Source organism: Pseudomonas sp. GP01-A4 (genome assembly GCF_058780865.1).
Genome location: NZ_JBYSWF010000048.1, coordinates 15291 through 40594, shown reverse-complemented (window position 1 = coordinate 40594; position 25304 = coordinate 15291). Strand labels below are relative to the sequence as shown.

General features: G+C 61.5%; 24 protein-coding genes. 14 read left to right on the top strand and 10 right to left on the bottom strand.

The window, feature by feature from the left end; translation table 11 throughout:
- Nucleotides 1-101: 101 nt before the first annotated feature.
- The 4 genes from AC3WKX_RS23710 to AC3WKX_RS23695 form a co-directional block, all read right to left on the bottom strand.
- Entirely contained in the window at nucleotides 102-314 is a 213-nt protein-coding gene (locus AC3WKX_RS23710) for a hypothetical protein (RefSeq protein WP_003213240.1), read from the bottom strand.
- Between the two features lie 243 nt (nucleotides 315-557).
- Nucleotides 558-1664 carry an agmatine deiminase gene (gene aguA, locus AC3WKX_RS23705; RefSeq protein ID WP_102604451.1) on the bottom strand — a complete coding sequence of 369 codons (1107 nt, stop codon included), beginning with the start codon at nucleotides 1662-1664 and terminating at the stop codon, nucleotides 558-560.
- A 6-nt stretch (nucleotides 1665-1670) separates the two neighbouring features.
- Nucleotides 1671-2549: an N-carbamoylputrescine amidase gene (gene aguB, locus AC3WKX_RS23700; RefSeq protein ID WP_102604450.1), complete on the bottom strand. Its 879-nt coding sequence runs from the start codon at nucleotides 2547-2549 to the stop codon at nucleotides 1671-1673.
- 125 nt (nucleotides 2550-2674) lie between these two features.
- Complete coding sequence (locus AC3WKX_RS23695) at nucleotides 2675-5584, bottom strand: aminotransferase (RefSeq protein ID WP_102604449.1); 2910 nt, start codon at nucleotides 5582-5584, stop codon at nucleotides 2675-2677.
- 180 nt (nucleotides 5585-5764) lie between these two features.
- Between AC3WKX_RS23695 and rfbB the strand changes: the two genes are divergently transcribed.
- Genes rfbB through AC3WKX_RS23660 form a run of 7 tightly spaced genes read left to right on the top strand, consistent with a single transcriptional unit; the run spans nucleotide 5765 to nucleotide 12849 of the window.
- Complete coding sequence (gene rfbB / locus AC3WKX_RS23690) at nucleotides 5765-6847, top strand: dTDP-glucose 4,6-dehydratase (protein WP_102604448.1); 1083 nt, start codon at nucleotides 5765-5767, stop codon at nucleotides 6845-6847.
- Nucleotides 6844-7719 carry a glucose-1-phosphate thymidylyltransferase RfbA gene (rfbA, locus tag AC3WKX_RS23685; RefSeq protein ID WP_003213231.1) on the top strand — a complete coding sequence of 292 codons (876 nt, stop codon included), beginning with the start codon at nucleotides 6844-6846 and terminating at the stop codon, nucleotides 7717-7719. The genes rfbB and rfbA overlap by 4 nt, the downstream gene beginning before the upstream one ends.
- Nucleotides 7716-8261 (top strand): dTDP-4-dehydrorhamnose 3,5-epimerase, encoded by a 546-nt coding sequence (gene rfbC / locus AC3WKX_RS23680; RefSeq protein WP_003213229.1) that lies wholly within the window; start codon nucleotides 7716-7718, stop codon nucleotides 8259-8261. The genes rfbA and rfbC overlap by 4 nt, the downstream gene beginning before the upstream one ends.
- On the top strand, nucleotides 8258-9139 hold the full coding sequence (gene rfbD / locus AC3WKX_RS23675; RefSeq protein ID WP_003213227.1) for a dTDP-4-dehydrorhamnose reductase: 882 nt from the start codon (nucleotides 8258-8260) through the stop codon (nucleotides 9137-9139). Before rfbC ends, rfbD begins: the two co-directional genes overlap by 4 nt.
- Nucleotides 9140-9175: 36 nt before the next feature.
- Nucleotides 9176-10984, top strand: coding sequence for a sensor histidine kinase (locus tag AC3WKX_RS23670; RefSeq protein WP_023659335.1), 1809 nt, complete (start codon nucleotides 9176-9178; stop codon nucleotides 10982-10984).
- Nucleotides 10981-12366 carry a sigma-54-dependent transcriptional regulator gene (locus tag AC3WKX_RS23665; protein WP_102604447.1) on the top strand — a complete coding sequence of 462 codons (1386 nt, stop codon included), beginning with the start codon at nucleotides 10981-10983 and terminating at the stop codon, nucleotides 12364-12366. The genes AC3WKX_RS23670 and AC3WKX_RS23665 overlap by 4 nt, the downstream gene beginning before the upstream one ends.
- 27 nt (nucleotides 12367-12393) lie before the next feature.
- Nucleotides 12394-12849 carry a YiiD C-terminal domain-containing protein gene (locus AC3WKX_RS23660; RefSeq protein WP_087692720.1) on the top strand — a complete coding sequence of 152 codons (456 nt, stop codon included), beginning with the start codon at nucleotides 12394-12396 and terminating at the stop codon, nucleotides 12847-12849.
- 113 nt (nucleotides 12850-12962) lie between these two features.
- On the opposite strand, the gene cysQ is transcribed toward AC3WKX_RS23660, so the two are convergent.
- Entirely contained in the window at nucleotides 12963-13799 is an 837-nt protein-coding gene (gene cysQ, locus AC3WKX_RS23655) for a 3'(2'),5'-bisphosphate nucleotidase CysQ (protein ID WP_003213220.1), read from the bottom strand.
- On the bottom strand, nucleotides 13796-14362 hold the full coding sequence (gene nudE / locus AC3WKX_RS23650; RefSeq protein ID WP_003213218.1) for an ADP compounds hydrolase NudE: 567 nt from the start codon (nucleotides 14360-14362) through the stop codon (nucleotides 13796-13798). Before nudE ends, cysQ begins: the two co-directional genes overlap by 4 nt.
- Before the next feature lie 87 nt (nucleotides 14363-14449).
- Here nudE and yrfG point away from each other — a divergent pair, with 87 nt between their 5' ends.
- Nucleotides 14450-15112, top strand: coding sequence for a GMP/IMP nucleotidase (gene yrfG / locus AC3WKX_RS23645; protein ID WP_010168969.1), 663 nt, complete (start codon nucleotides 14450-14452; stop codon nucleotides 15110-15112).
- Between the two features lie 120 nt (nucleotides 15113-15232).
- Here yrfG and lysM read toward each other — a convergent pair whose 3' ends face one another.
- Complete coding sequence (gene lysM, locus AC3WKX_RS23640; RefSeq protein WP_003213215.1) at nucleotides 15233-15673, bottom strand: peptidoglycan-binding protein LysM; 441 nt, start codon at nucleotides 15671-15673, stop codon at nucleotides 15233-15235.
- 130 nt (nucleotides 15674-15803) lie between these two features.
- Here lysM and AC3WKX_RS23635 point away from each other — a divergent pair, with 130 nt between their 5' ends.
- From AC3WKX_RS23635 to AC3WKX_RS23620, 4 genes are all read left to right on the top strand, one after another.
- Nucleotides 15804-16691 (top strand): LysR family transcriptional regulator, encoded by an 888-nt coding sequence (locus tag AC3WKX_RS23635; RefSeq protein WP_003213213.1) that lies wholly within the window; start codon nucleotides 15804-15806, stop codon nucleotides 16689-16691.
- A 95-nt stretch (nucleotides 16692-16786) separates the two neighbouring features.
- Nucleotides 16787-17626, top strand: coding sequence for a formate dehydrogenase accessory sulfurtransferase FdhD (fdhD, locus tag AC3WKX_RS23630; RefSeq protein WP_102604446.1), 840 nt, complete (start codon nucleotides 16787-16789; stop codon nucleotides 17624-17626).
- The gene (locus tag AC3WKX_RS23625) at nucleotides 17623-19971 is read left to right on the top strand and encodes an FdhF/YdeP family oxidoreductase (protein WP_102367895.1); all 2349 of its coding nucleotides are present in this window, start codon (nucleotides 17623-17625) and stop codon (nucleotides 19969-19971) included. The genes fdhD and AC3WKX_RS23625 overlap by 4 nt, the downstream gene beginning before the upstream one ends.
- A 231-nt stretch (nucleotides 19972-20202) precedes the next feature.
- Nucleotides 20203-20685 (top strand): glycine zipper domain-containing protein, encoded by a 483-nt coding sequence (locus AC3WKX_RS23620; protein ID WP_008435777.1) that lies wholly within the window; start codon nucleotides 20203-20205, stop codon nucleotides 20683-20685.
- A gap of 165 nt (nucleotides 20686-20850) precedes the next feature.
- Here the strand turns inward: AC3WKX_RS23620 and AC3WKX_RS23615 are convergent, their stop codons facing one another.
- The 3 genes from AC3WKX_RS23615 to AC3WKX_RS23605 form a co-directional block, all read right to left on the bottom strand.
- Entirely contained in the window at nucleotides 20851-21282 is a 432-nt protein-coding gene (locus AC3WKX_RS23615; protein ID WP_102604445.1) for an acyl-CoA thioesterase, read from the bottom strand.
- Between the two features lie 60 nt (nucleotides 21283-21342).
- Nucleotides 21343-22200: a M15 family metallopeptidase gene (locus tag AC3WKX_RS23610; RefSeq protein WP_008435779.1), complete on the bottom strand. Its 858-nt coding sequence runs from the start codon at nucleotides 22198-22200 to the stop codon at nucleotides 21343-21345.
- A 114-nt stretch (nucleotides 22201-22314) separates the two neighbouring features.
- A complete protein-coding gene (locus tag AC3WKX_RS23605) occupies nucleotides 22315-24252 on the bottom strand; it encodes a RecQ family ATP-dependent DNA helicase (RefSeq protein ID WP_102604444.1) in 1938 nt (645 codons plus the stop codon).
- A 209-nt stretch (nucleotides 24253-24461) separates the two neighbouring features.
- On the opposite strand from AC3WKX_RS23605, the gene AC3WKX_RS23600 reads away from it, so the two are divergent.
- On the top strand, nucleotides 24462-24632 hold the full coding sequence (locus tag AC3WKX_RS23600; protein ID WP_003213201.1) for a YhfG family protein: 171 nt from the start codon (nucleotides 24462-24464) through the stop codon (nucleotides 24630-24632).
- Complete coding sequence (locus AC3WKX_RS23595) at nucleotides 24632-25225, top strand: putative adenosine monophosphate-protein transferase Fic (RefSeq protein ID WP_008435782.1); 594 nt, start codon at nucleotides 24632-24634, stop codon at nucleotides 25223-25225. Before AC3WKX_RS23600 ends, AC3WKX_RS23595 begins: the two co-directional genes overlap by 1 nt.
- The last annotated feature ends 79 nt before the right edge of the window (nucleotides 25226-25304 follow it).

The following is a 25304-nucleotide window of genomic DNA, read 5'->3' as shown; positions in this document are numbered from 1 at the left end:
TTTTTCAGATAGAACTCGATGATCTGTTTTGGGGCTGCTGCGCAGCCCAGCGGGAGCAAGCTCCCTCACCACAAGGTCCAGTGCAACATTGAAAACAACCGTCAGCCTTGCATCAATTCACACAACGCCTGCACCTCGTCCTCGCTGAACAGCCCCGCCGGGTACCGTTCGCTCATCACCCGGCGCGGGTCGGGCGTCCTGATCTGCCGAGAACCGTTTGCCTTCAACCAGAGCGCCAGCGCATGGATCGCGTCACCGTTCACCCGCAAAGGGTGGAACGTGCGCGTGTACATCAGGTTGATATCGGCATTCATTTCAGCGCTCTCTCCGACGGCATGAGCGGCTAACTTACTCAAGGTTTATGACAGAACCGCTTAGTCATACACCGTGCTGTGTGTCGCAACAGCGATACAAGAGCTATGCCAATGTGCCCGGTTTGTCGGCACTTGCACACAAAAAAGCCCGCGAACCTGACGGGCCGCGGGCTTGCTGTAAGCGCGCAAAACATGGCGCACTCGATTGCCGTTAAACCCGGCACCAGGCTGTTACAAGTGCACTCAGTTTTTGTGCGGGGCCGGCTGTTGCTGGGTCAGACAGTGGATGTTGCCACCCCCCAGTAACAGTTCGCGGCCAGGCACCATCACCACTTCATGCTGCGGGAACAGGCTCTGCAGAATCTCCTTGGCGCGGCTGTCCAGCGGGTCGTCGAAGCTCGGCGCGATGATGCCGCCGTTGACGATCAGGAAGTTGACGTAGGAACCGGCCAACCGCACGGTGGGATTGCGCTCCTGGGTGCCGTCTACCGGGTCCACGCCTGCGCATTCTTCCTCGGTGGCGTACAGCGGCCCCGGGATCGGCATTTTATGCACTGTGAACGAGCGGCCCTGGGCGTCGGTGCTGCTTTGCAGTACGTCCATGGCGGCATGGCAGCGCGCATAGTTCGGGTCTTGCGGGTCGTCGGTCCAGGCCAGCAACACTTCGCCTGGGCGTACGTAGCAGCAGAAGTTATCCACATGCCCATCGGTTTCGTCGTTGAACAGGCCATCCGGCAACCAGATGATCTTATCCACCGCCAGGTTGGCGCTGAGCACCGCTTCGATTTCCTCACGCTGCAGGTGCGGGTTGCGATTGCGGTTAAGCAGGCATTCTTCGGTGGTGATCAGGGTGCCTTCGCCGTCGACGTGGATCGAACCGCCTTCCAGCACAAACCCTTCGGTGCGATAACGCGGGCTGCGCTCGATCTCGAGGATCTTGCCGCCCACCTGGGAGTCGCGGTTCCACGGCGAGTACAAGCCACCATCAAAACCGCCCCAGGCGTTGAAGTCCCAGTTCACACCGCGCACTTCACCGCTGTTGTTGATCACGAAGGTCGGCCCGGTATCGCGGACCCAGGCGTCGTCGCTGGACATTTCCACCAGGCGAATATTCGGCACGTCCAGGCGCGCCCGGGCGTTTTCGTACTGGCCGGCCGAGACCGCCACGGTCACCGGTTCAAAACGTGCGATGGCCTTGGCCACCGCCACATGGGCGGCCTGCGCCGGCTTGCCGCCCAGGCGCCAGTTGTCCGGGCGTTCGGGCCAGATCATCCAGGTCTGGGTCTGTGGCGCCCATTCGGCAGGCATGTAGAAGCCGTCGGCGCGGGGGGTGCTGTGCAAAGTGGTCATGGCGATTCAGGACTCCAGGGAACCGTCGAGGGTTTTAAGCGCACCATACAGGTTCGGACGGCGGTCGCGGAACGAACCCCAGGCGCTGCGAATGTGTTCAAGTTCATCGAGATCGAAGCGGTGCACCAGGATGCCTTCTTCGGTTTCGTTGAGTTCTTCTACTTTCTCGCCGAACTGATTGGCAATGAAGGACGAGCCGTAGAAGGTGATGTCGTAGCCGTCTTGCTCCTCTTTACCGATGCGGTTGCTGGCGATCAGCGGCATCAGGTTGGCGCCGGCATGGCCTTGCTGTACCCGCTGCCAGTGGTCACGGGACGAAATTGTCTTGTCGTGGGGCTCGCTGCCGATGGCGGTCGGGTAGAACAGGATTTGCGCGCCTTGCAGCGCCATGCTGCGGGCGGCTTCCGGGAACCACTGGTCCCAGCAGATGCCCACGCCGATCTTCGCGTAGCGGGTGTTCCACACCTTGAAGCCGGTGTCGCCGGGGTTGAAGTAATACTTTTCATGGTAGCCCGGGCCGTCCGGGATGTGGCTTTTCCGATAAATCCCGAGGTTGGAGCCGTCAGCGTCGATGATCGCAATGCTGTTGAAACGCGCGCGGCCGGCCAGTTCATAGAAACTGATGGGCAACACCACCTGCAGTTCCCGGGCGACCTTCTGGAAGTGCTTGATCGCGACGTTATCTTCAACCGTGGTCGCCAGTTGCAGGTAGTCCGGGTTCGGCTTCTGGCAGAAGTACGGGGCCTCGAACAGTTCCTGGATCAGGATGATCTGCGCGCCCTTGGCGGCGGCCTCACGCACCAGCCTTTCAGCGGTTTCGAGATTGGCATCAAGGTCCCAGGAACAAGCCATCTGGGTCGCGGCAACGGTAACGATACGGCTCATGAATCATCTCCTCGGCGGCGGGCAAGTGGACGCCTTTATAGCGGATAAAAATCGGCTTTTGAAGCTAATAAATATCCGCTCATCGAAAAATGATCAAATTTTACCGATAACAATCGAGTTTATTGTTACAAGCCTTCCTCCAGAACCTTCGCCAGCATGTCGACGAAGAAATCCACACTGTGCCGTGAGGTGACCATCGGCGGCTTGATCTTGAGGATGTTCAGGTAGTCGCCGGTGGGCTGCATGAAGATCCCCAGTTCCCGCAGCCGGTCACACAGCAGCGCGGTCTCTTCGGTGGCCGGTTCCAGGGTCTGTCGATCGCGGACCAATTCCAGCCCCAGGTAAAACCCGGAACCATGCACTGCGCCCACCAATGGATACTGCTCGACCAGCGCCTCCAACCGCGCCTTGAAGTGTCCGCCCACCTCCTGGGCGTTTTCCCACAGCTTTTCTTCCTCCATCACATCCAGCACCGCCATGCCGATCCGGCAACTCACCGGGCTGCCTCCCGATGAGGAGAAGAAGTAACCCTCGGCCTCCAGCGCCTCGGCGATTTCCCGGCGGGTGATTACCGCGCCCAACGGCTGGCCATTGCCCATGCCCTTGGCCATGGTGATGATGTCCGGCACCACGCCCTGCTCTTCAAAGCCCCAGAAGAAATGCCCCATGCGGCCGTAACCCACCTGCACTTCGTCGGCGATGCACACGCCGCCCTGCTCCCGGACCAGCGCGTACACTTGCTGCAAATAACCGGGCGGCAAGGAAATCCCGCCGGCATTGCCATACACCGGCTCGCAAATGAAACCCGCCAGCTGGCGATTCTGCGCGGCGATTTTCGCCAGGTTGTGTTCCACGCTGCGTACGTAGTCGGGGGCGCTGTCCTGCCCGCGAAACTCGCCGCGATAGGTATTCGGCGCGGTCACCGGGTGCACCCAGTCCGGGCGGCTGCTCAAGGCCTGGGGGTTGTCGGCAATCGAGGTCGACACCGCATCCGCCGCCACCGACCAGCCGTGGTACGCCTCCAGCACGCTGAGCATGTCGCGCCCGCCGCTGTAGGCCCAGGCCAGGCGAATCGCCAGGTCGTTGGCCTCGGTGCCGCTGTTGACCAGGAACACCCGGTCCATGGAGTCCGGCGCCAGCGCCAGCAAACGCTCGGAGAATTCGGCAATCGCCGCATAGTGGAAGCGCGAGTTGGTGTTGAGCAGCGACCATTGCCGCGCCGCCACCTCGGCCATGCGCGGATGACCGTGGCCGAGGACGGCGACGTTGTTGAGCATGTCGAGGTAGGAACGGCCCTGCATGTCGATCAAATGGTTGCGCCAGCCGCGCTCGATGCGCGGCGGGTCGACGTAATAGTGCTTCTGCGAGCGGGCGAAGCTGGCATCCCGACGCGCCAGCAGGGCTTCGGGGTCCAGCTCCGGCTCGGCGTCGCAGGCCAGCCCCAGCAAGGTAGCCGGGGATGGGCAGAGCGTTTGCCATGCCGCCGCCCGGGAAGGCGTGCAGAACAGCGGCGGCTCAAGCTCGGCGCGGCACAGTTGTACTGTCAGCGGCGCGACCACGTCGCCGATTACCTGGCCTTTTACCACTGCGGCGCCGTGCTTCAACAAGGCGTTCACGCCCCACAACCGAACACTCAACTGGGCGCTATGCAGGCTCAGCAGGCCTTCGGCGCCATAGCGCAAGGTGCCGGCGAACGGTGCTTCCACCGTGGCGCCCAAGGGCATGTGCAGTTCTACGTGAAGCGCGAAGGTGTCGGGCTCGACGGCACTGTCGGGTTGGGTGCGGGACAGACGGTATTGACCATAACGACTGGCTGCCAGGCCATGGACCACGGCCGCTTGTTCCAGCAATCGGCGATCAATGCCCTCCTGCTCCCAGTTACCCGCCTCGAAATGCGGGCTGAGCACGCCCAGATCGATCAACGCGAATTCACGCCCAACGAGCCCCGGCAACAAAGGCGCGAAGCCTTCACCGACAATCGGCGGCAATTCGGCACCGACGCAGTTCAGGATCGCCGCCTCCATCAATTCAAAGGGCACCGAGGTGGCTACGTGGAAAATTTCCCACTCATGCTCGGCATTCTTCAACAGGTACGCGTTATCCGGGTCCAGGCGTTGCTGCTGTTCGCTGCTCAGCACCAACACCGCGGCCCGCGCGACGATCAGCGGCCATAGCACCTGCAACTCTTCGCGCTGCAACGGCGTGATCCGGTGGCACGCCTGGATCGCCGGCAGGATCGCGAACGGATCACCCTCGGCATGATGCAGCAGCGCCGCGCAGGTCACCGACAGGTCGGCAATGCGCCAGGTGCGCACCAGGTCGCCAAAATCGATCACGCCTTCAATCTGCCAATGCCGCTGGGCATCGCGCTGCCAGACCACGTTGTCATCGGTGATGTCCATGTGCACGGCTTGCCAGGGCAAGCGGTCGGCCAACGGCCGCAGACGCTGCCCGACCTGCTCCACCACGCGCTCCAGCCCGGCCCGGTGCGGGAGGTTTTCGAGAGTCGCCAGCAAATGAGTGATCAGCTCAAGGGCATGGCGTGGGTCCCATTGCAGGGTACGTTCCAGGCCCGGATGCTCGAAGTCGGCCAGCGCCTGGCTCATCCGCCCGCAGAGTTCGCCGAAGCCTGCGATCACCTCGCGCCCCAGATGGGGCAGATGGGTCAGCGGCTGGCCGTCGATGTAGTCCAGCAACCGCAGGTGCACGGTTTGCCCGGCGACGGTCTCGGTCAGCAGTTCTTCGCCACCGAGCGACGAGATCACCTTGGGCACCCGTACATCCGAATGGCCCTGCAGATGCTTCAAAGCTGCGTGCTGGGCCTGCAACTCGACGGCGGCGTAGTCGCCCCGGCAGATTTTCAGCACAAAACGGCCACGCTCGCTGTCGATACGGTAGTTGAGGTCTTGCTGGCTGCCGAGGGACCGCAACGCCCCACCCAGGCCGTAATGCTGCTCAAGTAGCTGCGTCGCAGGCACAGGCCCGACTTGCGGGCATGGCAGGCTGGCGCGATGAATCAACGTGGCGAGCAACATGTGAAGACCCCTAGTGTTTTTATCAGGCGCCTATATCGCCATTGTTGAAGGGGGTTACGCAACCCCTGCAAATACGGTGTTTCGGCACGCAAATTGCCATCGGGCCTTGCACCGTCTCGCGCCACAACTCAAGCTATGCTCCATTCGCTTAATGTCCGTCTAAGGAAAAGGGCTTCCGACATGCGCATTCTCATCACCGGCGGCGCCGGATTCATCGGTTCCGCTCTGATCCGGCACCTGATTCAACACACCGAGCACGAAGTGCTCAACCTGGACAAACTGACCTACGCAGGCAACCTCGAGTCGCTGACCAGCATCGCCAGCGATAGCCGTTATGAGTTCGTCCAGGCCGACATCATCGACCAGGCCACCGTCAGCGCCATACTGACGCGCTTTGAGCCCCACGCGATCATGCACCTGGCGGCCGAGTCCCATGTGGACCGTTCCATCGACGGCCCGTCGGATTTTATCCAGACCAATATCGTCGGCACCTACAGCTTGCTGGAGGCCGCACGCGGTTATTGGCAGAAGCTGGAAGAGCCGGCCAAGAGTGCCTTCCGCTTCCACCACATCTCCACCGATGAAGTGTATGGCGACCTGCACGGCGTCGATGACCTGTTCACCGAAACCACGCCCTACGCCCCAAGCTCGCCGTACTCGGCCAGCAAGGCCGCGTCCGATCACCTGGTACGCGCCTGGCAGCGCACTTACGGCCTGCCGGTGCTGTTGACCAACTGCTCGAACAACTACGGCCCGTTCCACTTCCCCGAGAAGCTGATCCCGCTGGTGATCCTCAACGCCCTGGCGGGCAAACCGTTGCCGGTGTACGGCGATGGCCTGCAAGTGCGCGACTGGCTGTTCGTCGAAGACCACGCCCGCGCGCTGTTCAAAGTGGTGACTGAAGGTGTGGTAGGCGAGACCTACAACATCGGCGGTCACAACGAGCAGAAGAATATCGATGTGGTGCGCAGCATCTGCGGCCTGCTGGAAGAGTTGGCGCCACAACGCCCGGCGGGCTTGGAGAAATTCACTGACCTGATCACCTTCGTCAAGGATCGCCCGGGCCACGACCAGCGCTACGCGATCGACGCCAGCAAGATCGAACGCGAGCTGGGCTGGGTGCCCGAAGAAACCTTTGAAACCGGCCTGCGCAAAACCGTGCAGTGGTACCTCGATAACCTGGAATGGTGCCGCAGGGTCCAGGACGGCAGTTATCAGGGTGAACGACTGGGCAACACTGACTTTAAGGATCTGATCGCATGATGAAGGGAATCGTATTGGCCGGTGGCTCCGGCACCCGTTTGCACCCCATTACACTGGGTGTTTCCAAGCAACTGCTGCCGGTGTATGACAAGCCGATGATCTACTACCCGATCTCGGTGCTGATGCTGGCCGGGATCAAGGAAATCCTCGTGATCTCAACCCCGGCAGACCTGCCGCAATACCGCAACCTGCTGGGCGATGGCAGCCAGTTTGGCGTGCGTTTTACCTACGCCGAACAACCGTCGCCGGACGGCCTGGCACAAGCGTTCTTGATTGGCGAAGAGTTCATCGGCGATGATCCGGTGTGCCTGATCCTGGGCGACAACATCTTCCACGGCCAGCATTTCGGCGACCAACTGCGCACTGCTGCAGAGCGCCCATCTGGTGCCACGGTGTTCGGTTACTGGGTGAAGGACCCGGAGCGTTTCGGCGTGATCGATTTCGACAGCGAAGGCCGCGCACTTTCCATTGAGGAAAAACCCGCCAAGCCAAAGTCGAGCTACGCGGTGACCGGCCTGTATTTCTACGACAACGACGTGATCAAGATCGCCAAGGCGGTCAAGCCATCGCCGCGCGGCGAATTGGAAATCACCGACGTCAACAACGCCTACCTCCAGCGCGGCGACCTGCACGTAGAACGCTTCGGCCGTGGCTTTGCCTGGCTGGACACCGGGACCCACGACAGCCTGCTGGAAGCCTCGACGTACGTTCAGACCATCGAACACCGCCAAGGCCTGAAAGTGGCGTGCCTGGAAGAAATCGCTTACGAGAACGGCTGGATCGACCGTGATCATTTACTGGAACGGGCCAAATATTTTGGCAAAACCGGCTATGGTCAGTACTTGTTCACTCTCGCTGGGGAAACTAAATGAATGTAACCGCCACTGAACTGCCCGGTGTATTGATCATCGAGCCGAAGGTTTTTGGCGATGAGCGCGGCTTTTTTTATGAAAGTTTCAACGCCCGGGCTTTCGCCCAGGCGACCGGTTTGCAACAAGAGTTTGTGCAGGACAACCATTCGCGCTCTCAAAAGGGTGTGCTGCGTGGCCTGCATTACCAAGTGGAACACGCTCAAGGCAAGCTGGTGCGTGTAACCGCCGGTGAAGTGCTGGACGTGGCGGTGGATATCCGTCGCGGCTCACCACTTTTCGGCAAATGGGCCAGCGTGCATTTATCCGCGGAGAATAATCGCCAGCTGTGGATTCCACCGGGATTTGCACATGGTTTTGTGGTGCTCAGCGACTACGCCGAGTTCCTCTACAAAACCACGGATTACTACACGCCCTCGGCAGAACGCTGCATTCGCTGGGACGATCCGGACCTCAACATCAACTGGCAACTGACCGGCACGCCAACCTTGTCCGCCAAGGACCAGAACGGTAAAAGCCTGAAAGAAGCCGACCTGTTCCCATGAACAGCCCGTTGAAAATCCTCATCAGCGGCCAACACGGCCAGGTCTCCCGGGAGCTGCAACAGCGCCTCCAGGGCCTGGGCGAGTTGGTCGTGTTGGGCCGCGACCAGCTTGACCTGACCCGTCCCGAGCAGGTCCGCGACCAAGTACGCGCCCATCGCCCGGGCCTGATCATCAACGCAGCCGCCCATACGGCCGTCGATCAAGCCGAGAGCGAGCCGGACGTGGCCTTCGCCATCAACGCCACCGCGCCCGGGATTTTCGCCGAGGAAGCCAAGGCACTGGGCATTCCGCTGATTCACTATTCCACCGACTACGTGTTCGACGGCAGCAAGGCCGCGCCCTACAACGAGGACGACGCAACCAACCCGCTGGGCGTCTATGGCGCAAGCAAGCTGGCGGGCGAACAGGCGATCGCGGCCGTCGGCGGTGAACACCTGATCCTGCGCACCAGCTGGGTCTACTCGACCCACGGCAAGAACTTCCTGCTGACCATGCAACGCCTGCTGCAGGAAAAACCGCAGATGCGCATCGTCGCCGACCAGATCGGCGCGCCGACCTGGGCCGGGACCATCGCCAACAGCACCCGTGCACTGATCGAGCGCTGGCAGGCGGGCCAGGCCGGGGATTGGGGTGTCTACCACCTGACGGCCCAGGGCGAGACGTCGTGGTTCGGCTTTGCCCAGGCCATCGGCGAGCAACTACGGGCCAACGGTCGTGCCTGCGCCGAGCTGGAAGCGATTCCCTCCAGCGCCTATCCAACGCCGGCCAGGCGCCCGCTGAACTCACGCCTCGATTGCAGCCGCCTGCAACAGCAATGGCATGTCTCGCAACCGCAGTGGCATGACGCATTGCGCGAGTGTCTTGCCGAGCAGCACTAGGCATAATGCGCCTGTACCCACAGGCGCATGACTCCGATGACTCCACCCCTTCCGCGAAGACCCCGCTGGCGCAGCCTGGCATTGCTGGCGCTATGCCTGGCACCGCTGTTGTGGCCGCTGGAGCACTTGGCCGAGCGTTATTACCGCAACGAACTGGCCGGCCAGAACCGCCAGACGCTGGACCTGTACGTCGCCAACCTGCTGGGCACCCTGCACCGCTACGAAGTGTTGCCACAAATTCTCGGTGACCTGCCGGCCCTGCGCACCGCCATCGACGCGCCTCACGTCAGCACCAACCTGGTCAATGCCAACCACCTGCTCAAGGACGTTGCCGCGCAGGCCGGGGTGGAAGTGATGTACCTGATGGACACCACCGGCAAGACCCTCGCCGCGTCCAACTGGGACAAGCAGGACAGCTTCGTCGGGCGTAATTTTTCCTTTCGCCCCTACTTCAGCGAAGCCATGGCCGGGCGCCTCGGGCGCTTCTTCGGCCTGGGCACCACCTCAGCCAAGCGCGGTTACTTCTTCGCCGCCGCCGTACGCGATGGCGACAAGATCATCGGTGTGCTGGTGGTAAAGGTCGACCTGGACCACACCGAAAGCCTGTGGGGCAACACCCCCGAACAACTGCTGGTCACCGACCACAACGGCGTGGTGATCCTGACCTCGCGCCCGCAATGGCGCTTTCGTGCCACCCGGCCGCTGACGGATGAAGAACGCCGCGCCATCATCGCCATCCAGCCCTATCCGACCCGCGACCCGCAGCCGCTGAGCCTCAGCCCGACGGCGTGGGTGCGCCAATCCACCGACATCGCCGAAACCGGCTGGAAAGTCGAGATTCTCGCGCCGCGCACCTTGATCAGCCGCCCGGTGCGCACCGTGGTCGCGGTGGGTGGCGCCGCCTTGCTGGTGCTGATGCTGTTGCTCGGCCTGATGATGCAGCGCCGTCGTCACTACCTGGAACGCATCGCCTTCGAAGCCAAGGCCCGTCGCGAACTGGAGATGCGCGTGATCGAGCGGACCAGCGACCTGGAAGGCCTCAACCGGCGCCTGAAACAGGAAGTGCTGGAACGTGAACATGCGCAGCAGGAACTGGTGCGCGCCCAGGACGACCTGGTGCAGGCCGGCAAGTTGTCGGCGCTGGGCACCATGTCGGCGAGTATCAGCCATGAACTCAACCAACCGCTGGCGGCGATTCGCAGCTACGCGGAAAACGCCGGGATTTTGCTCGACCATGAGCGCACCGACGACGCCCGTGGCAACCTCAAACTGATCAGCGAACTGACCGGGCGCATGGCCTCGATCATCGCCCACTTGCGCGCCTTCGCCCGACGCGACCGGCATGCGCCGGAAAGCGTGGCCCTGCAACCGGCCCTGGACGATGCCCTGGCGCTGCTGGCCAAGCGGCGGCGGGCAATGGAAGTGGAACTGATCCGCGACCTGCCCGAGGCCACCTTGTGGGTGGCGGCGGGCGAAACCCGCCTGCGCCAGGTGCTGGGCAACCTGTTGGCCAACGCTCTGGACGCCCTGACCGAAAAAGGCCCGCCGCGCAAACTCTGGCTGAGTGCCCAAACCACCGAACAGGGCGTCAACCTGTACATTCGCGACAACGGCCCGGGTTTCTGCATGGAAGCCCTGGGCCGCGCCAGCGAGCCCTTCTACACCACCAAGACCCGCACCCAGGGCCTGGGGTTGGGCCTGGCGATCTGCGACACCCTGATGCGCGCCTTTGGCGGTGAACTGTTGTTCGCCAACCACAAGGAAGGCGGCGCACTGTTAACCTTGAAACTGCGCGCCGGAGCACCGGGTGTCAGTCTGCAACCGTCCGAGGACCGCAGTGTATGAGTATCGATAACCAGATTCAGGTGGTGTTGATCGACGATGATCCACACCTGCGTCAGGCCCTCTGCCAGACCCTGGACCTGGCCGGGCTGAAAGTCCTGACCCTCGGCGAAGCCCAGGGCCTGACCGCGCGCCTGTCCCGGGATTGGCCGGGGGTTGTGGTGAGCGACATCCGCATGCCCGGCATGGACGGCCTGGAACTGTTGAAGGAACTCCACGCCCAGGACCCGGAGCTGCCGGTGCTGCTGATCACCGGCCACGGCGACGTGCCACTGGCGGTGCAGGCGATGCGCACCGGCGCCTATGACTTCCTGGAAAAACCCTTCGCCAGCGACGCCCTGCTCGACAGCGTGCGCCGCGCCCTGGCCCTGCGCCGCCTGGTGCTGGACAACCGCAGCCTGCGCCTGGCCCTGAGCGACCGTCAGCAATTGAGTACACGCCTGGTGGGCCACTCCCCGCAAATGCTGCGCCTGCGCGAGCAGATTGGCGCGCTGGCGGCGACCAAGGCTGATGTGCTGATCCTCGGTGAAACCGGTGCCGGCAAGGAAGTGGTAGCGCGTGCGCTGCACGATCTGTCGAACCGCCGCAGCGGCCCGTTTGTGGCGATCAACGCCGGCGCCCTGGCCGAGTCGGTGGTGGAAAGCGAGTTGTTCGGGCATGAGCCAGGGGCCTTTACCGGCGCCCAGAAGCGGCGCATCGGCAAATTCGAATTCGCCAACGGCGGCACGCTGTTTCTCGACGAAATCGAAAGCATGAGCCTGGATGTGCAGGTCAAGCTGCTGCGGCTGTTGCAGGAGCGTGTGGTGGAGCGTCTGGGGGGCAACCAACTGATCCCGCTGGATATCCGCATCATCGCCGCCACCAAGGAAGACCTGCGCCAGTCCGCCGACCAGGGGCGCTTCCGGGCGGACTTGTATTACCGCCTCAACGTTGCGCCGCTGCGCATTCCACCGCTACGCGAACGGGGTGAAGATGCGTTGATGCTGTTCCAGCACTTTGCCGACGAAGCCAGCACGCGCCACGGGCTACCGATGAAAGAGCTGCAACCGGGCCAGCGCGCCCTGTTGTTGCGTCACAGCTGGCCGGGCAATGTGCGCGAGCTGCAAAACGCCGCCGAGCGTTTCGCCCTGGGCCTCGAACTGGCGCTGGACAGCACCCCCGACAGCACTTCGCCGGGCATCCTCACCAGCACGCCCGGCGGCTTGAGCGAACAGGTCGAACAGTTTGAAAAAAGCCTGATCGCCGCCGAACTGGCGCGCACCCACAATTCCATGCGCAGCCTCGCCGAGGCATTGGGCGTGCCGCGTAAAACCCTGCACGACAAACTGCGCAAGCACGGGCTGAACTTCGCCGACAGCGGCAACAGTCACGCTGACGACGAATGACCCTTTTCCCCCTGCCACGAGGCCACCATGAGTCGCGATAGCCGTTACCTGGAATCGATCCTTCACCACGACATTCCCCTGACCCGGGAAATGGGCCTCAAGGTTATCGACTGGCAGGACCGGCAGCTGCAACTGCGCTTGCCGCTCGACGCCAACATCAACCACAAGAGCACCATGTTTGGCGGCAGCCTGTATTGCGGCGCCGTTCTGGCAGGTTGGGGCTGGCTGCATTTGCAGTTGCGCGAGGAAGGGATTGAAGACGGGCACATCGTGATTCAGGAGGGGCAGATCAGTTATCCGCTGCCGGTGACCACCGATGCGACGGCGATTTGCCAGGCGCCTGATGACAAGGTGTGGAAGCGGTTTTTGGCGACCTATAAACGGTATGGCCGGGCGCGCTTGGCGCTGGAGACATGGATCGTCAACGAGGGCAGTGAAGAGCGGGCCGTGGCCTTTACCGGGCAGTACGTCCTGCACACATAACAAATGTGGGAGCGGGCTTGCTCGCGAAAGCGGTGGATCAGCCAATACATCTGGTGACTGACACACTGCCTTCGCGAGCAAGCCCGCTCCCACATTTTTGATCGGCGCTGTGTTTAAGAACGGGCCAGAGTCAGCAACCGCTCACGCCATTCAGCCTTGGCCGGCAGTGCCAAAAAGAACGGATTCAACAGCGATTCCCGCGCCGGGTAACTGAACGGCTGCCCATTCAATTCCAGCACTTCACCGCCCGCTCCTTCCAGCACACCCTGTGCCGCAGCGGTGTCCCACTGCGAGGTCGGCGCCAGACGCGGGTAGCAATCGGCGCTGCCTTCGGCCAACAGGCAAAACTTCAATGAACTGCCGATGTTCGCCAGCTTCAACTCACCCAACCCGGCGCTTAGGCCCGCGAGCAAGCGGTCCTGTTCAGGGCTCGTGTGGCGACGACTGGCAACCACGGTAAATGCTTCACCGCTCGCCGGTGTCTGGCGCACCTGGATTTGCTTGGGCGCAGCACCTACATCGGAACGCCAGGCACCCAGCCCGGCACCCCCGAAGTAGCACCGACCGCTGGTAGGCATCGACACCACACCGAACACCACGCGGCCTTTTTCGATCAGCGCGATGTTGACGGTGAACTCCTCGCTGCCGGAGATGAATTCCTTGGTGCCATCCAGCGGGTCCACCAGCCACCAGCGCTGCCAACCGGCGCGCACGCTCTGGTCAATGTCCGCGTCTTCCTCCGAGAGCACCGGAATGCTCGGGTCCAACGCAGTCAGCCCGGCGAGGATCAAGTGATGGGCAGCCAAGTCGGCGGCAGTGACCGGTGAATCATCGGTCTTGGTGGTGACGGCAACATCGGCGCGCCAATACGGCAGGATGACCTCGCCAGCCTGGCGGGCCAATTCGATCGCGGGGGCAATAAACGGGTGACCCAGGAACAGTTCGCTCATGGCTGGAACGCTCCACGTTGAGTCAACAGGTCGCGTACCAGGTACAGCGCGGCCAACGCGCGGCCCTCGCTGAACTGCTCGTTCTGCGCCAACTGCGAGAGCTCCCTCAGGTTGACCCGGTCGACGCGCATCGGCTCGGGCTCGTCGCCTTCCAGGCGCTCTTCATACAGTTCGGTGGCCAGCACCACCTGGATTTTCTGGCTCATGTAGCCGGGGGACAGCGACAGCTCGGTGATGTGCTCCAACTGGCGGGCGCCGAAACCGGCTTCTTCCTTGAGCTCACGGTCGGCTGCCGCCAACACGTCTTCGCCCGGTTCGATCAGGCCCTTGGGCAGTGACAGTTCATACTCGTCGGTGCCGCCGCAATATTCTTCGATCAGCAACGCATGGTCCGAGTCGATCATCGCCACGATCATCACCGCGCCATATCCGGCCCCCCTGCCCACCAGGCGCTCGTAGGTCCGCTCCACGCCATTGGAAAAGCGCAATTGCACTTCCTCCACGCGGAACAAACGGCTACTGGCGACTATTTCGCGGGCGAGGACGGTGGGTTTCTGGCGCATGAGCGGCTCCTTGGCGTGATCGGGTTACTATACCGTGGCTTTTCCGATTGTCTGTGTCGGATATCTTTTCTTACATGAGTGTTCTTTATGCCTCCATTGCCCTGGCACGCCATCGACACCGTCCTGCTGGACATGGACGGCACCTTGCTCGACCTGCACTTCGACAACCATTTCTGGATGGAGCACCTGCCCCAGCGCTATGCCGAGTTGCATGGTGTGAGCCGGGCCATGGCCGAGATGGAGCTGCAGCCGCTGTTCGAGCGTAACGCCGGACAGTTGCAATGGTATTGCCTGGATTTCTGGAGCGCCGAACTCAAGATCCCGGTACGCGAGCTCAAGCTGGAAACCGCGCACCTGATTGCCTTGCGCCCGGATGCCGACACCTTCCTGGCGGCGATCAAACAGGCGGGCAAGCGGGTGATCCTGATCACCAACGCCCATCGGGATTCGCTGTCGTTGAAGCTGGAACGCATCGAGTTGGCGCCTTATTTCGAGCGACTGATCAGCTCCCATGACTATGGTTTTGCCAAGGAAAACCCGCAGTTCTGGGACGCCCTGCACGCCGACATCGCCTTCGACCCGGCCCGCAGCCTGTTTATCGACGATACCTTGCCGATCCTGCGCAGCGCCCGGGATTTTGGCGTGGGGCACTTGCTGGCGGTGAAGGAACCGGACAGCCGGAAGGGGCCCAAGGACACGGCGGAGTTTGCAGCGGTTGGGGATTACCGGGAATTGATCGTAGGTTTGTAACAACGCTGAAGGTCCAATGTGGGAGCGGGCTTGCTCGCGAATACGGTGTGTCAGCCACTGAATATATTGACTAATCCACCGCTTTCGCGAGCAAGCCCGCTCCCACATTGGGTCCGCGGATTACTCAGGAATACGCAGCGTCTGCCCTGGGTAGATTTTGTCCGGATGGGACAGCAGCGGCTTGTTGGCCTCGAAGATTTTGTTGTACTGGTTGGCGTTGCCATACACCGCCAGCGAAATCGCACTCAGGGTGTCGCCCTTTTTCACCACTACAAAGCGGGCCGCCGCGACAGCAGGACCGGAAACGGTGATCTGGTCATCAACACTCGCAACGCCGGCGATGTTGCCCAGCGCCAGCAATATCTTCTCTTTCTCTTCCTGGCTGGCGACTTCACCTGTCACGGTCACCTTGTCACCGTCGACGGTGGTTTGCACATTGGGGTTACCCAATCCAACCTTGGCCACGTGCTCTTTTAACTGCTCGCTCGCGTTGGCATTACCCGGTGTCAACAGGTCAATCAACTTCTCGCCTGCTTCCTTAACAAAGCTTAAAAGACTCATGGTGCGCTCTCCTTGGGGTTTAATTTCCAGATGCCAAAGACTAGACCAGTCCTACAGAATTGGGTTCCAGCCTGACCAAAGACCCAAACACGCTAGAATCCCACCGCATTGGAATAAGCCCGGAGCGAAGATGGACATCAAACAGCTGAAATTCCTCATCGCCCTCGACGAAACCCGTCACTTCGGCCAGGCGGCGGCGCGCTGCCATATCACCCAGCCGACCCTGTCGATGCGCCTGCGCAGCCTGGAGGAAGAGCTGCAGTTGCCGCTGGTCAATCGCGGGCAGCGCTTCGAAGGCTTTACCGCCCCCGGCGAACGCGTGCTGGCCTGGGCACGCACGGTGCTGGCGGCCTATGACGGCTTGCAGGCCGAGGCCGCTGCGTGTCGCGGCAACCTGGTAGGCACGTTGCGCCTGGGGGTGGTGCCGTTGTCGAGCTTCGATCCGCTGGCGTTGATGCAGAAGCTGCACAAGGAACACCCCAGCCTGCGCTTTGAGTTGTCCGCGTTAAGCTCCGAGCAAATCCTTGAACAACTTGCCAGCAACCGCCTGGACCTCGGTGTGTCGTACCTCGAGCGCCTGGACGCCGAGCGTTTCGACTCCCTGGCCCTGGGCGAAACCCGCATGGGCCTGCTGTACGACCAACGGTTCTTCAGCTTCGGCGACAAGCCCCTGAGTTGGGAGGCGCTGATCGAACTGCCCCTGGGCATGCTCACCAGCGGCATGCACTTTCGCCAGTCCATCGACCATAACTTCCACAGCCGTGGCCTCAACCCGCAGCCGCTGTTGCAGACCGATGCCGTCCATCAATTGTTACAAGCGGTGCACGGCGGCCTGTGTTGCGCGGTGATGCCACTGGACGGCGGCCTCGACGCCCTCACCGAGCACCTGCGCCTGCAACCCATTGAAGATGCTCACACTTTGGCTCGCCTGGGGTTGATCATGCGCCGCAGTGCACCCCGTTCGGCCTTGGCGGAAGCGTGTTTTGCGCTGTATCAGAAATCGCTGATCGAGACTTGATCGACGGCATCTATCGGTAGATCAGTACTGACGATTAGACGCGACCCTTTGTCGCGCCTAGTCTTACAGCTGAATACTCCCGGTGGTAATGCCCAATGAACGCCCAGCGCCCAATCTGCGCGGCGCCCGCCCTCGAAACGCCCGCGCCCGCCGCCAGCCAGAGCTACCAGTTTTGTAATCTCGAACACACCGAATCGGCCAGCACCGCGCTTGCCGAGGAAGTTGCGTTGGCGATTGCCTATAACGACATCAGCCAGGCGGTGATGCTGGTGACGCCGACCGACCTTGAAGACTTTATCGTCGGATTCAGCATCGGTAGCGGCATTATCGAAGACGTTAGCGACATTTATGACCTGAAAATCAGCGGTTCGGGCTCGACCCAATACGCTCAGGTGCAGATTTCCAGCCGCGCGTTCTGGAATATGAAGCAGCAGCGCCGGCAACTCGCCGGCACCAGCGGCTGTGGGCTGTGCGGCGTAGAAGCCGTGGAGCAGGCGCTGCCCAACCTCAAGGTGTTGCCCGGCGCGCCGTTGCCGCCTGCCGAATGGCTGGATGGCCTGCGCCAGCGCATCAGCGCGTTCCAACCGCTGGGCCAGTACAGCGGCGCGGTGCATGCGGCGGTGTTCATGAACAACCAGGGCGAATTGCTGCTGGGCCGTGAAGACATCGGCCGGCATAACGCCCTCGACAAGCTGATCGGTGCGCTGATCCGCCAAAAGATTCCGACCGACGGCGGCCTGGCGATTGTTACCAGTCGCTGCAGCCTCGAACTGATCCAGAAAGTCCTGCGTGCAGGCATCCAGACCCTGGTCAGCCTGTCGTCGCCCACCGGCCTGGCCCTGCAATGGGCTCGCCGGCACAACCTCAATCTCATCCACCTGCCGCAGAAAAGTGCGCCGCGGGTCTATAGCCCTGCGATGGAGAATCAAGCGTGAGTAATCATCATCAAGCCGACGACAAACCCACCCCGCGCTACAAGCCCTATAAAGGCCCGGCGGGTGGTTGGGGCGCACTGATCAGCGTGGCGCAAGCCTGGCTGACCAGCGACAACGCGCTGAAAAACATCCGCATGATGCTCAAGACCAACCAGAACGGCGGCTTCGACTGCCCGGGCTGCGCCTGGGGCGACTCGCCGGAAAGCGGCATGGTCAAGTTCTGCGAGAACGGCGCCAAGGCGGTCAACTGGGAAGCCACCAAGCGCCGGGTCGACGCGGCATTCTTCGCCAAGCACAGCGTCAGCGCGCTGCTGGAGCAGAGCGACTACTGGCTTGAGTACCAAGGCCGCCTGACCGAGCCGATGAGCTACGACGCCGAAACCGACCGTTACAAACCCATCAGCTGGGAATCGGCTTTCGACTTGATCGGCAAGCACCTCAATGCGCTGCCAAACCCGGACATGGCCGAGTTCTATACCTCGGGCCGGGCCAGCAACGAAGCGGCTTACCTGTATCAACTGTTTGTGCGCGCCTACGGCACCAACAACTTCCCGGATTGCTCGAACATGTGCCACGAAGCCAGCGGCGTCGCCCTGGCGCAAAGCGTGGGCGTGGGCAAAGGCACCGTGACCTTCGATGACTTCGAGCATGCCGACGCGATTTTCGTCTGGGGCCAGAACCCCGGCACCAACCACCCACGCATGCTGGAGCCACTGCGCGAAGCGGTAAAACGCGGCGCCCAGGTGGTGTGCATCAACCCGCTGAAAGAGCGTGGCCTGGAACGCTTCCAGCACCCGCAACACCCGCTGGAAATGCTCACCAACGGCGACAAGCCAACCAACACCGCCTACTTCCGCCCGGCGCTGGGAGGCGACATGGCCATCCTGCGGGGCATGGCCAAGTTCCTGCTGCTGTGGGAACGCCAGGCCCAGGCCGAAGGCAAGGAGGCCGTGTTCGACCACGACTTCCTCAACGAACACACCGCCAACGTGCTGGATTACCTGGGCAAGATCGACGACACCTCATGGGATGAAATCGTCGAGCAGTCCGGCCTGACCCTGGTAGAGATCGAGCAAGCGGCGCGCATGTACGCCAAAGGCAAGAACGTGATCATGTGCTGGGCGATGGGCATCACCCAGCATCGCCACTCGGTGCCGACCATCCAGGAAATCGCCAACCTGATGCTGCTGCGCGGCAACATCGGCCGCCCGGGCGCGGGCCTGTGCCCGGTGCGTGGCCACAGTAACGTGCAGGGCGACCGCACCATGGGCATCAACGAACGGCCACCGGTGGCGTTCCTCGATTCCCTGGAGCGTCGTTTCCAGTTCCAGGTACCGCGCGATAACGGCCACAACGTGGTGGAAGCGATTCACGCCATGCTCGAAGGCCGCTCCAAGGTCTTTATCGGCCTGGGCGGCAACTTCGCCCAAGCCACGCCGGACAGCCCACGCACCTTTGAAGCACTGCGCAATTGCGACCTGACCGTACAGATCAGCACCAAGCTCAACCGCAGCCACCTGATGCATGGCAAGGACGCGCTGATCCTGCCATGCCTGGGCCGCACCGACATCGACATCCAGGCCGAAGGCCCGCAAGCCGTGACCGTTGAAGACTCGTTCAGCATGGTCCACGCCTCCAACGGCCAGCTGCAGCCGCTGTCGAAACAGATGAAATCCGAGCCTGCGATTCTGGCGGGCATTGCCGCCGCCACCCTGGGCAGCAAGCCGGTGGACTGGAACTGGCTGGTGGCCGATTACGACCGTATTCGCGACCTGATCGCCGACACCATTCCGGGCTTCAAGGACTTCAACGAGCGCCTGAAAAACCCGGGCGGTTTCTACCTGGGCAACTCGGCTGGCGCTCGTCGCTGGAACACCCCGTCGGGCCGCGCCAACTTCCGCCCGAACATCCTGCCCAAGGACCTGGTGCACGAACGCACCCGCAACACCGGGCAATTGCCGGACCTGATCATGCAGTCGATGCGCTCCCACGATCAGTACAACACCACCATCTATGGCCTGGACGACCGCTATCGCGGGGTCAAGGGCCAGCGGGATGTGTTGTTCGTCAACGAAGCCGACATCATCCGCCTGGGCTTCAAGCCGGGGCAGAAGGCTGACATCGTGTCGATCTGGGACGACGGCCGTGAGCGTCGGGTGAAGGGCTTTACCTTGCTGGCATTTGATATTCCGGCGGGGCAGGCTGCGGCTTATTATCCGGAAGTGAATCCGCTGGTGCCGCTGGAAAGCACGGGGGATGGCAGCCATACGCCAACGTCGAAGTTTGTAGCGATCCGCCTGGAAGCAGCGAGTGCGACCGGCTTGATCATGGCGAAGTCGGCCTAAGCGACACCTCGCCACAGACAGCACCCGAGTTTCTTACGGGCACAAAAAAGGCCGCTTTTGCATAAAAGCGGCCGTTCCGAAGTAACTAAAGACTCGCAAAACTCACTTAAGTTCCTCATACAAAACAGTAACTTAGAGAATTGTATACAACCCATACCACTGGTCGGGTTTCGATTGTCACCGTCTCGATACAACCTCAGGATCGCGCCGTCATCCTCTTGAGGTTCCTATATGAAGTTCTCCTCGATTCTCTTGTTGTCCCTTGGCCTGGTCAGTGGCGCAGCCATGGCCGGTGGCACCACCGAAGCCGGTGTGGGCGGCGCATTGGGCGGGGTTCTAGGTTCTGTCGTAGGTCAGCAGTTGGGCGGTAACACTGGTTCAGCCATCGGTGCGGCTCTTGGCGGCGCAGGCGGCAGTGCGGTGGGCGCAGACAAGCGCAGCCGCGGTGAAGCAGCCATTGGTGGCGCATTGGGCGCGGCCGGCGGCAACGTGGTAGGTCGCAGTGTCGGCGGCAGCACCGGCAGCCTGATCGGCGCAGCAGCCGGCGGTGGCGCCGGTGGCGCACTGGGCAACTACATGGGCAACAAGAGCGATGACGATGATCGTCGTTACCGTGGGCGCGATAACCGCCGTTATGACCGCGATGACCATCGCGGGCGCGGCCATGCTTATGGGCATCGCAAAAACAAGCATCACTATCGCCACCACCGGTAACACGCGAATCGAAAGAACACAGCGGATTTAATGTGGGAGCGGGCTTGCTCGCGAAGGTGGTGGATCAGTCGCCGGATGTATTGGCTGATACAACGCCTTCGCGAGCAAGTCGAATCGTCGCACCGCCACTCCCACATTGGATTTTCATTGCTTCGCAGATCGTATTCAGATCACCAATCGCTGTAACGCCTCGCGCAACATCCCCGGGATCGTCACCGGCTGGTTCGACGCCCGATCCACAAACACATGCACAAACCTCCCCGCAGCACAGGCATCTTCTTCTCCCGCCTTGAACACCGCCAACTCATACTGCACCGAACTGTTGCCCAACTTGCCCACCCGCAGGCCGATTTCGATGCGGCCCGGAAAGGCAATCGAGGCGAAGTAGTCGCACGCCGAACTCACCACAAACCCAACCACTTCGCCGTCATGAATATCCAACCCGCCCTGCTCGATCAGGTAGGTATTCACCGCGGTGTCGAAGAAGCTGTAGTAGGTGACGTTATTCACATGGCCATATACATCGTTGTCGTGCCAGCGCGTGATGATCGGCTGGAAGTGGCGGTAATCGGCGCGTTGTGGCATGGCGTTGGTCATCGGTAAAACCCGGGCAGGAGGAGGCTCTCTTGATACTGGGTTCAAGCACTACCCGCAAGCCTAGGTTGGGCTTTGCTCAATCGTTTGCTGGACGCACGCCATACGCTTGAGCGCTTGATCCGTCTCGGCCGATTGCTGCAGGCACTGGCGATAGGCGGTGATATAGGTCTCGACTGCAGCGCTGGCCTGCTGCGGCGTGACCCGCGCCAGATACTCCACGAACGAACGCCGGCCGATCTGGAAGTGTTGGTAATCCAGCGGAAAATCCCAATAACCACCCCAGGTCAAAAAGCCGTGTTCGGCGAACAGGTCAATCACCTCTTCTGCCCGGCCAGGGCGCGCCGGCTTGCCGGGGCGGGCATCCAGGCGGTTAACGGCAGTCGCGGTACTTGCCCTGGGCTCAACAGTGGCCTGGCCGGTGAATTCACCTCGCGGGTTACGCCCGAACAAAACGAATGGGTTTTGCAGAGGGTTAAGGTCAATTGCGGCGCCATAGGCGTGCAGCGACCACCCCGAAGCGCCACTGACCTGGCGCCCATTAAAACCAGTGGTATTGTTGCGGGCCATCGAGACCTTGTCGTTGCCTCGATAGGTTTCCAGCCTGACCGCCTGATGCACCGGGAACCGACGTTGCAGCAACTGCCTGAAGATCTCCTCCACATGGGGTGCGATGGCATCCAGCACCACGAGCTGCCCGTTGTTATGCAGCACTCCGCCAAAGTCCACATAGCTGAACGTCACCCGCGCCAGGCGTGCGCAGGGCAATGGATTGGCGGCGGTGATAGTGTTGCGAAGCTGCATCTGCCGACAGTCATTCACGCTCAACGGGATGACCGAGGCCAGCGTGCCTTGTGCGACCAGCAACCCGGCGAACAGCAAGACGCCGGGGACAACACCACGAGAAAAACCAAAAGCCATGGGCAATTCCTTTGCAGAAGAAGTGAAGCGTCAAACCTTCTCACCTGCGGGCACGGTCCGGCTGTCGGCGGCGTCTGCCACTGGAAGGGAAAGCGCGACCTTCCAGACCGGAAATCAGAGTGCCTCCAACCCTGCCTCCGCCCATTCACGAACCTCTGCATAGGGATACTCCTCCAGTACCGCGAAACCTGGAATCCCTCGTGCCTTCAGCTTGGTAAACAACGGCACGCTGAGACCGCATAAAAACCGTGTCAGCCGCTCCGCGCTCGGCAAGTCGCCGCTGTATTCATGGTGGCTGTGGATAAATTCACCGCAAAGCGCGAGAAAGTTTTTATCCACAAGCGGCGGCAAGCTCGGCGGCGCCGGCAAGTGGGCGACGTTACCGTGGCACACCGAGCAGTGCCCGCACTGCCGGGGCGCGTTTTCATCGCCGAAATAGTGCGCCAGGCGGTAACCCAGGCACTCCTCTGTGGCGAACAGATCCAGCATGGCGTGAATTCGCGCCACCTCCGTTACCTCATGCTGCTTGAAGCCTGTGTATAACTCCGTGCTCAGCGCCTGTGGATCGAAGTCGGTATTCAGCAGGGCGTAAACCTCGGTCATCTGCCGGCTTTCCATCTCGATCAGGCCTTGTTCCTGAAAGTAATCCAGGGCCTTCACCACCCGGCTGCGCTCGGCCTGGTGCTGTTGATACAGCGCGTCGAAGTCCACCGTCGCCCAGGTTTTCGCCCGTTTGCAGACCTGGATAATCGCTTCGACAAACTGCTGCCGCTCGCCGGTAAAACGCGCCAGCAATGCCTCTGGTTCAATCAAATACTTGAAGCGGTATTCGGCATAAAACGCGTAGCGCGGCGCGATCACAGCCTTGAGTTCAAGCTGCACGAGCAAGGTCTTCAGCGGTAGTTCACGGATGTTGCTGTGGTCCGACAGTGAGCGGAGCATAAACTCCCACTGTCCATCGGCACGGACCGCCTGTATTTCCTCCAGGACTCGGCGAATACCTTCCTGTTCCGGCGTATCGCCGTACACAAAGTTTTCCAAGATATTCAGGCTGTCGCGGTTGGCCAGAACCAGACACTCAGACGGCTGCCCGTCACGCCCGGCGCGGCCGATTTCCTGGCTGTAGTTCTCGATGGATTTGGGCAGGTCGAAGTGCACCACGTTGCGGATATCGCTTTTGTCGATGCCCATGCCGAAGGCAATGGTGGCGACGATGCAGTTGGACTGCCCGCCCATGAATCGCTTCTGAATGGCCTCCCGCTTATCGTGAGCCAGGCCCGCGTGATAAGCCTCGGCCTGGATTCCATTGCGATTCAAATGCTCGGCAATCTGCTCCGCGGTTTTTTGCAGCGTGACGTAGACGATGCTTGGCTGATTGGCTCGCTCCTGCATCCACGTCACCAGCCGTCGTCGCTTGTCCTGGCCACTGACGGGCTCAACCAGCAGGTTGAGGTTGGAGCGGTAGAAGCCGGTGGTGATCACATCGTCAGGTGCAATGGCGAACTTGGCCTGCATGTCGGCGATCACCTTGGGCGTCGCCGTGGCGGTCAGCAGCAGCGCCTGGGGGATGCGGAACTGGCGTTGGTAATCCGGCAGCTTCAGGTAGTCCGGGCGAAAGTTATGGCCCCATTCGGAAATGCAGTGAGCCTCATCCACCACCAGCAGCGAGATCGGCACGCTTTGCAGGAAGTTGCGAAAGCGCTCGTTCTTCAAGCGCTCCACGGAAACCATCAGGATCTTCAGCTCGCCCGAACGCGCCCGGGCCATGACGTCATTGGCATCATCGCGGCTCTGGGCCGAGTCGATGCTGCCCGCCGAGATACCGTGGCGCTGCAGGAAACCCAACTGGTCCTGCATCAGCGCCAGCAACGGCGACACCACCAGCGTCAGGTGCGGCAGCAACACGGCGGAAAGTTGATAACACAGGGACTTGCCGGAACCGGTGGGAAAAATCGCCGCCGCGGAACGGCCGGCCAGCACGGCACTGACCACCGCCTCCTGGCCCAAACGAAACTGTGGATAACCAAAGACCTGTTGGAGGGTGTTGTGCATAAGCTGTCACTCCATTGACCGCTGAACGAGCCCAAAACATAGACCAGCGCATTCAGCGAATCGAGAAAGGTCGCAAGGAAAAAAGAGTCTGGATGATACACAGCCTGGGAAGTGGAGTAGGCACCCGTAAGAATCGTTCCAACCTTACGCGGGACGCATCTCGAAACTCATTGCGCTACAATCAACCTTCGCACCGAGAGGACGCTGTCATGGCCGAACTGACGTTTGAGCAAAAGCAGGATCACTACGACAAGATCCGTCGTTCCAACTACCTCGCCAGCCTGCGCCTGGAAGGGTTCGACACCCAGCCCGCCGACGTCGACAAACCCCTGCCGACCCGCGAAGCCGTCCTCGCCAAGTACCGCAACACCCCACGCTGATGCTCGACAAATATGGCGTGGGCCAGGACCCGTACTGCTACCCCGGTAGCAGCGTCCTGCGTAACCGCCTCGATTTGTTCGACGAAGAACGCCTGCACCAGGCCGAGCGGGAACTGTCTGAAATCGCTGTCGGCAGCCTTCCGCTGTATCCCCCGCCCTACGACTTGGAACGCCTGCAACACATCCACCGCACCCTGTTCGCAGACATTTACGAATGGGCCGGGGAACTGCGTACGGTCAACATCCAGAAAGGCGACACGCTGTTCTGCACACCGGAGCGTATCCCGCCTGAGGCGAGCAAGATCATCCAGCACATGGCGCAGGCGAACTGGTTTGTCGGGGTGACGCAGGCGGAGTTGGTGACGCAAGTCGCCGAAGCTTATGGCGACCTCAACGTGATCCACCCGTTTCGCGAAGGGAACGGCCGGGCGCAGCGGATTCTGTTCGAGCAGATCATCGTGAATGCCGGGTTTTCGGTGAACTGGTGGCTGGTGAAGAACGCAGCGTGGATACCGGCGAACATTGATGCGGTGGCGTGTGATTATCGGGGGTTGGAGGCGATTTTCGAGCGGTGTATCAGTACCCCGCGCTAGCCCCGATCGTTCCCTACGCTCCGCGTGGGAATGCCGCCAGGGACGCTCCGCGTCCCGTCATCCGCGCACGACCCAAGCC

What these genes read in the sequence shown, in the direction of transcription:
- AC3WKX_RS23710 (WP_003213240.1), bottom strand. Translation starts at nt 314, where the DNA reads ATGAATGCCGATATCAACCTGATGTACACGCGCACGTTCCACCCTTTG.
- aguA (WP_102604451.1), bottom strand. Translation starts at nt 1,664, where the DNA reads ATGACCACTTTGCACAGCACCCCCCGCGCCGACGGCTTCTACATGCCT.
- aguB (WP_102604450.1), bottom strand. Translation starts at nt 2,549, where the DNA reads ATGAGCCGTATCGTTACCGTTGCCGCGACCCAGATGGCTTGTTCCTGG.
- AC3WKX_RS23695 (WP_102604449.1), bottom strand. Translation starts at nt 5,584, where the DNA reads ATGTTGCTCGCCACGTTGATTCATCGCGCCAGCCTGCCATGCCCGCAA.
- rfbB (WP_102604448.1), top strand. Translation starts at nt 5,765, where the DNA reads ATGCGCATTCTCATCACCGGCGGCGCCGGATTCATCGGTTCCGCTCTG.
- rfbA (WP_003213231.1), top strand. Translation starts at nt 6,844, where the DNA reads ATGATGAAGGGAATCGTATTGGCCGGTGGCTCCGGCACCCGTTTGCAC.
- rfbC (WP_003213229.1), top strand. Translation starts at nt 7,716, where the DNA reads ATGAATGTAACCGCCACTGAACTGCCCGGTGTATTGATCATCGAGCCG.
- rfbD (WP_003213227.1), top strand. Translation starts at nt 8,258, where the DNA reads ATGAACAGCCCGTTGAAAATCCTCATCAGCGGCCAACACGGCCAGGTC.
- AC3WKX_RS23670 (WP_023659335.1), top strand. Translation starts at nt 9,176, where the DNA reads ATGACTCCACCCCTTCCGCGAAGACCCCGCTGGCGCAGCCTGGCATTG.
- AC3WKX_RS23665 (WP_102604447.1), top strand. Translation starts at nt 10,981, where the DNA reads ATGAGTATCGATAACCAGATTCAGGTGGTGTTGATCGACGATGATCCA.
- AC3WKX_RS23660 (WP_087692720.1), top strand. Translation starts at nt 12,394, where the DNA reads ATGAGTCGCGATAGCCGTTACCTGGAATCGATCCTTCACCACGACATT.
- cysQ (WP_003213220.1), bottom strand. Translation starts at nt 13,799, where the DNA reads ATGAGCGAACTGTTCCTGGGTCACCCGTTTATTGCCCCCGCGATCGAA.
- nudE (WP_003213218.1), bottom strand. Translation starts at nt 14,362, where the DNA reads ATGCGCCAGAAACCCACCGTCCTCGCCCGCGAAATAGTCGCCAGTAGC.
- yrfG (WP_010168969.1), top strand. Translation starts at nt 14,450, where the DNA reads ATGCCTCCATTGCCCTGGCACGCCATCGACACCGTCCTGCTGGACATG.
- lysM (WP_003213215.1), bottom strand. Translation starts at nt 15,673, where the DNA reads ATGAGTCTTTTAAGCTTTGTTAAGGAAGCAGGCGAGAAGTTGATTGAC.
- AC3WKX_RS23635 (WP_003213213.1), top strand. Translation starts at nt 15,804, where the DNA reads ATGGACATCAAACAGCTGAAATTCCTCATCGCCCTCGACGAAACCCGT.
- fdhD (WP_102604446.1), top strand. Translation starts at nt 16,787, where the DNA reads ATGAACGCCCAGCGCCCAATCTGCGCGGCGCCCGCCCTCGAAACGCCC.
- AC3WKX_RS23620 (WP_008435777.1), top strand. Translation starts at nt 20,203, where the DNA reads ATGAAGTTCTCCTCGATTCTCTTGTTGTCCCTTGGCCTGGTCAGTGGC.
- AC3WKX_RS23615 (WP_102604445.1), bottom strand. Translation starts at nt 21,282, where the DNA reads ATGACCAACGCCATGCCACAACGCGCCGATTACCGCCACTTCCAGCCG.
- AC3WKX_RS23610 (WP_008435779.1), bottom strand. Translation starts at nt 22,200, where the DNA reads ATGGCTTTTGGTTTTTCTCGTGGTGTTGTCCCCGGCGTCTTGCTGTTC.
- AC3WKX_RS23605 (WP_102604444.1), bottom strand. Translation starts at nt 24,252, where the DNA reads ATGCACAACACCCTCCAACAGGTCTTTGGTTATCCACAGTTTCGTTTG.
- AC3WKX_RS23600 (WP_003213201.1), top strand. Translation starts at nt 24,462, where the DNA reads ATGGCCGAACTGACGTTTGAGCAAAAGCAGGATCACTACGACAAGATC.
- AC3WKX_RS23595 (WP_008435782.1), top strand. Translation starts at nt 24,632, where the DNA reads ATGCTCGACAAATATGGCGTGGGCCAGGACCCGTACTGCTACCCCGGT.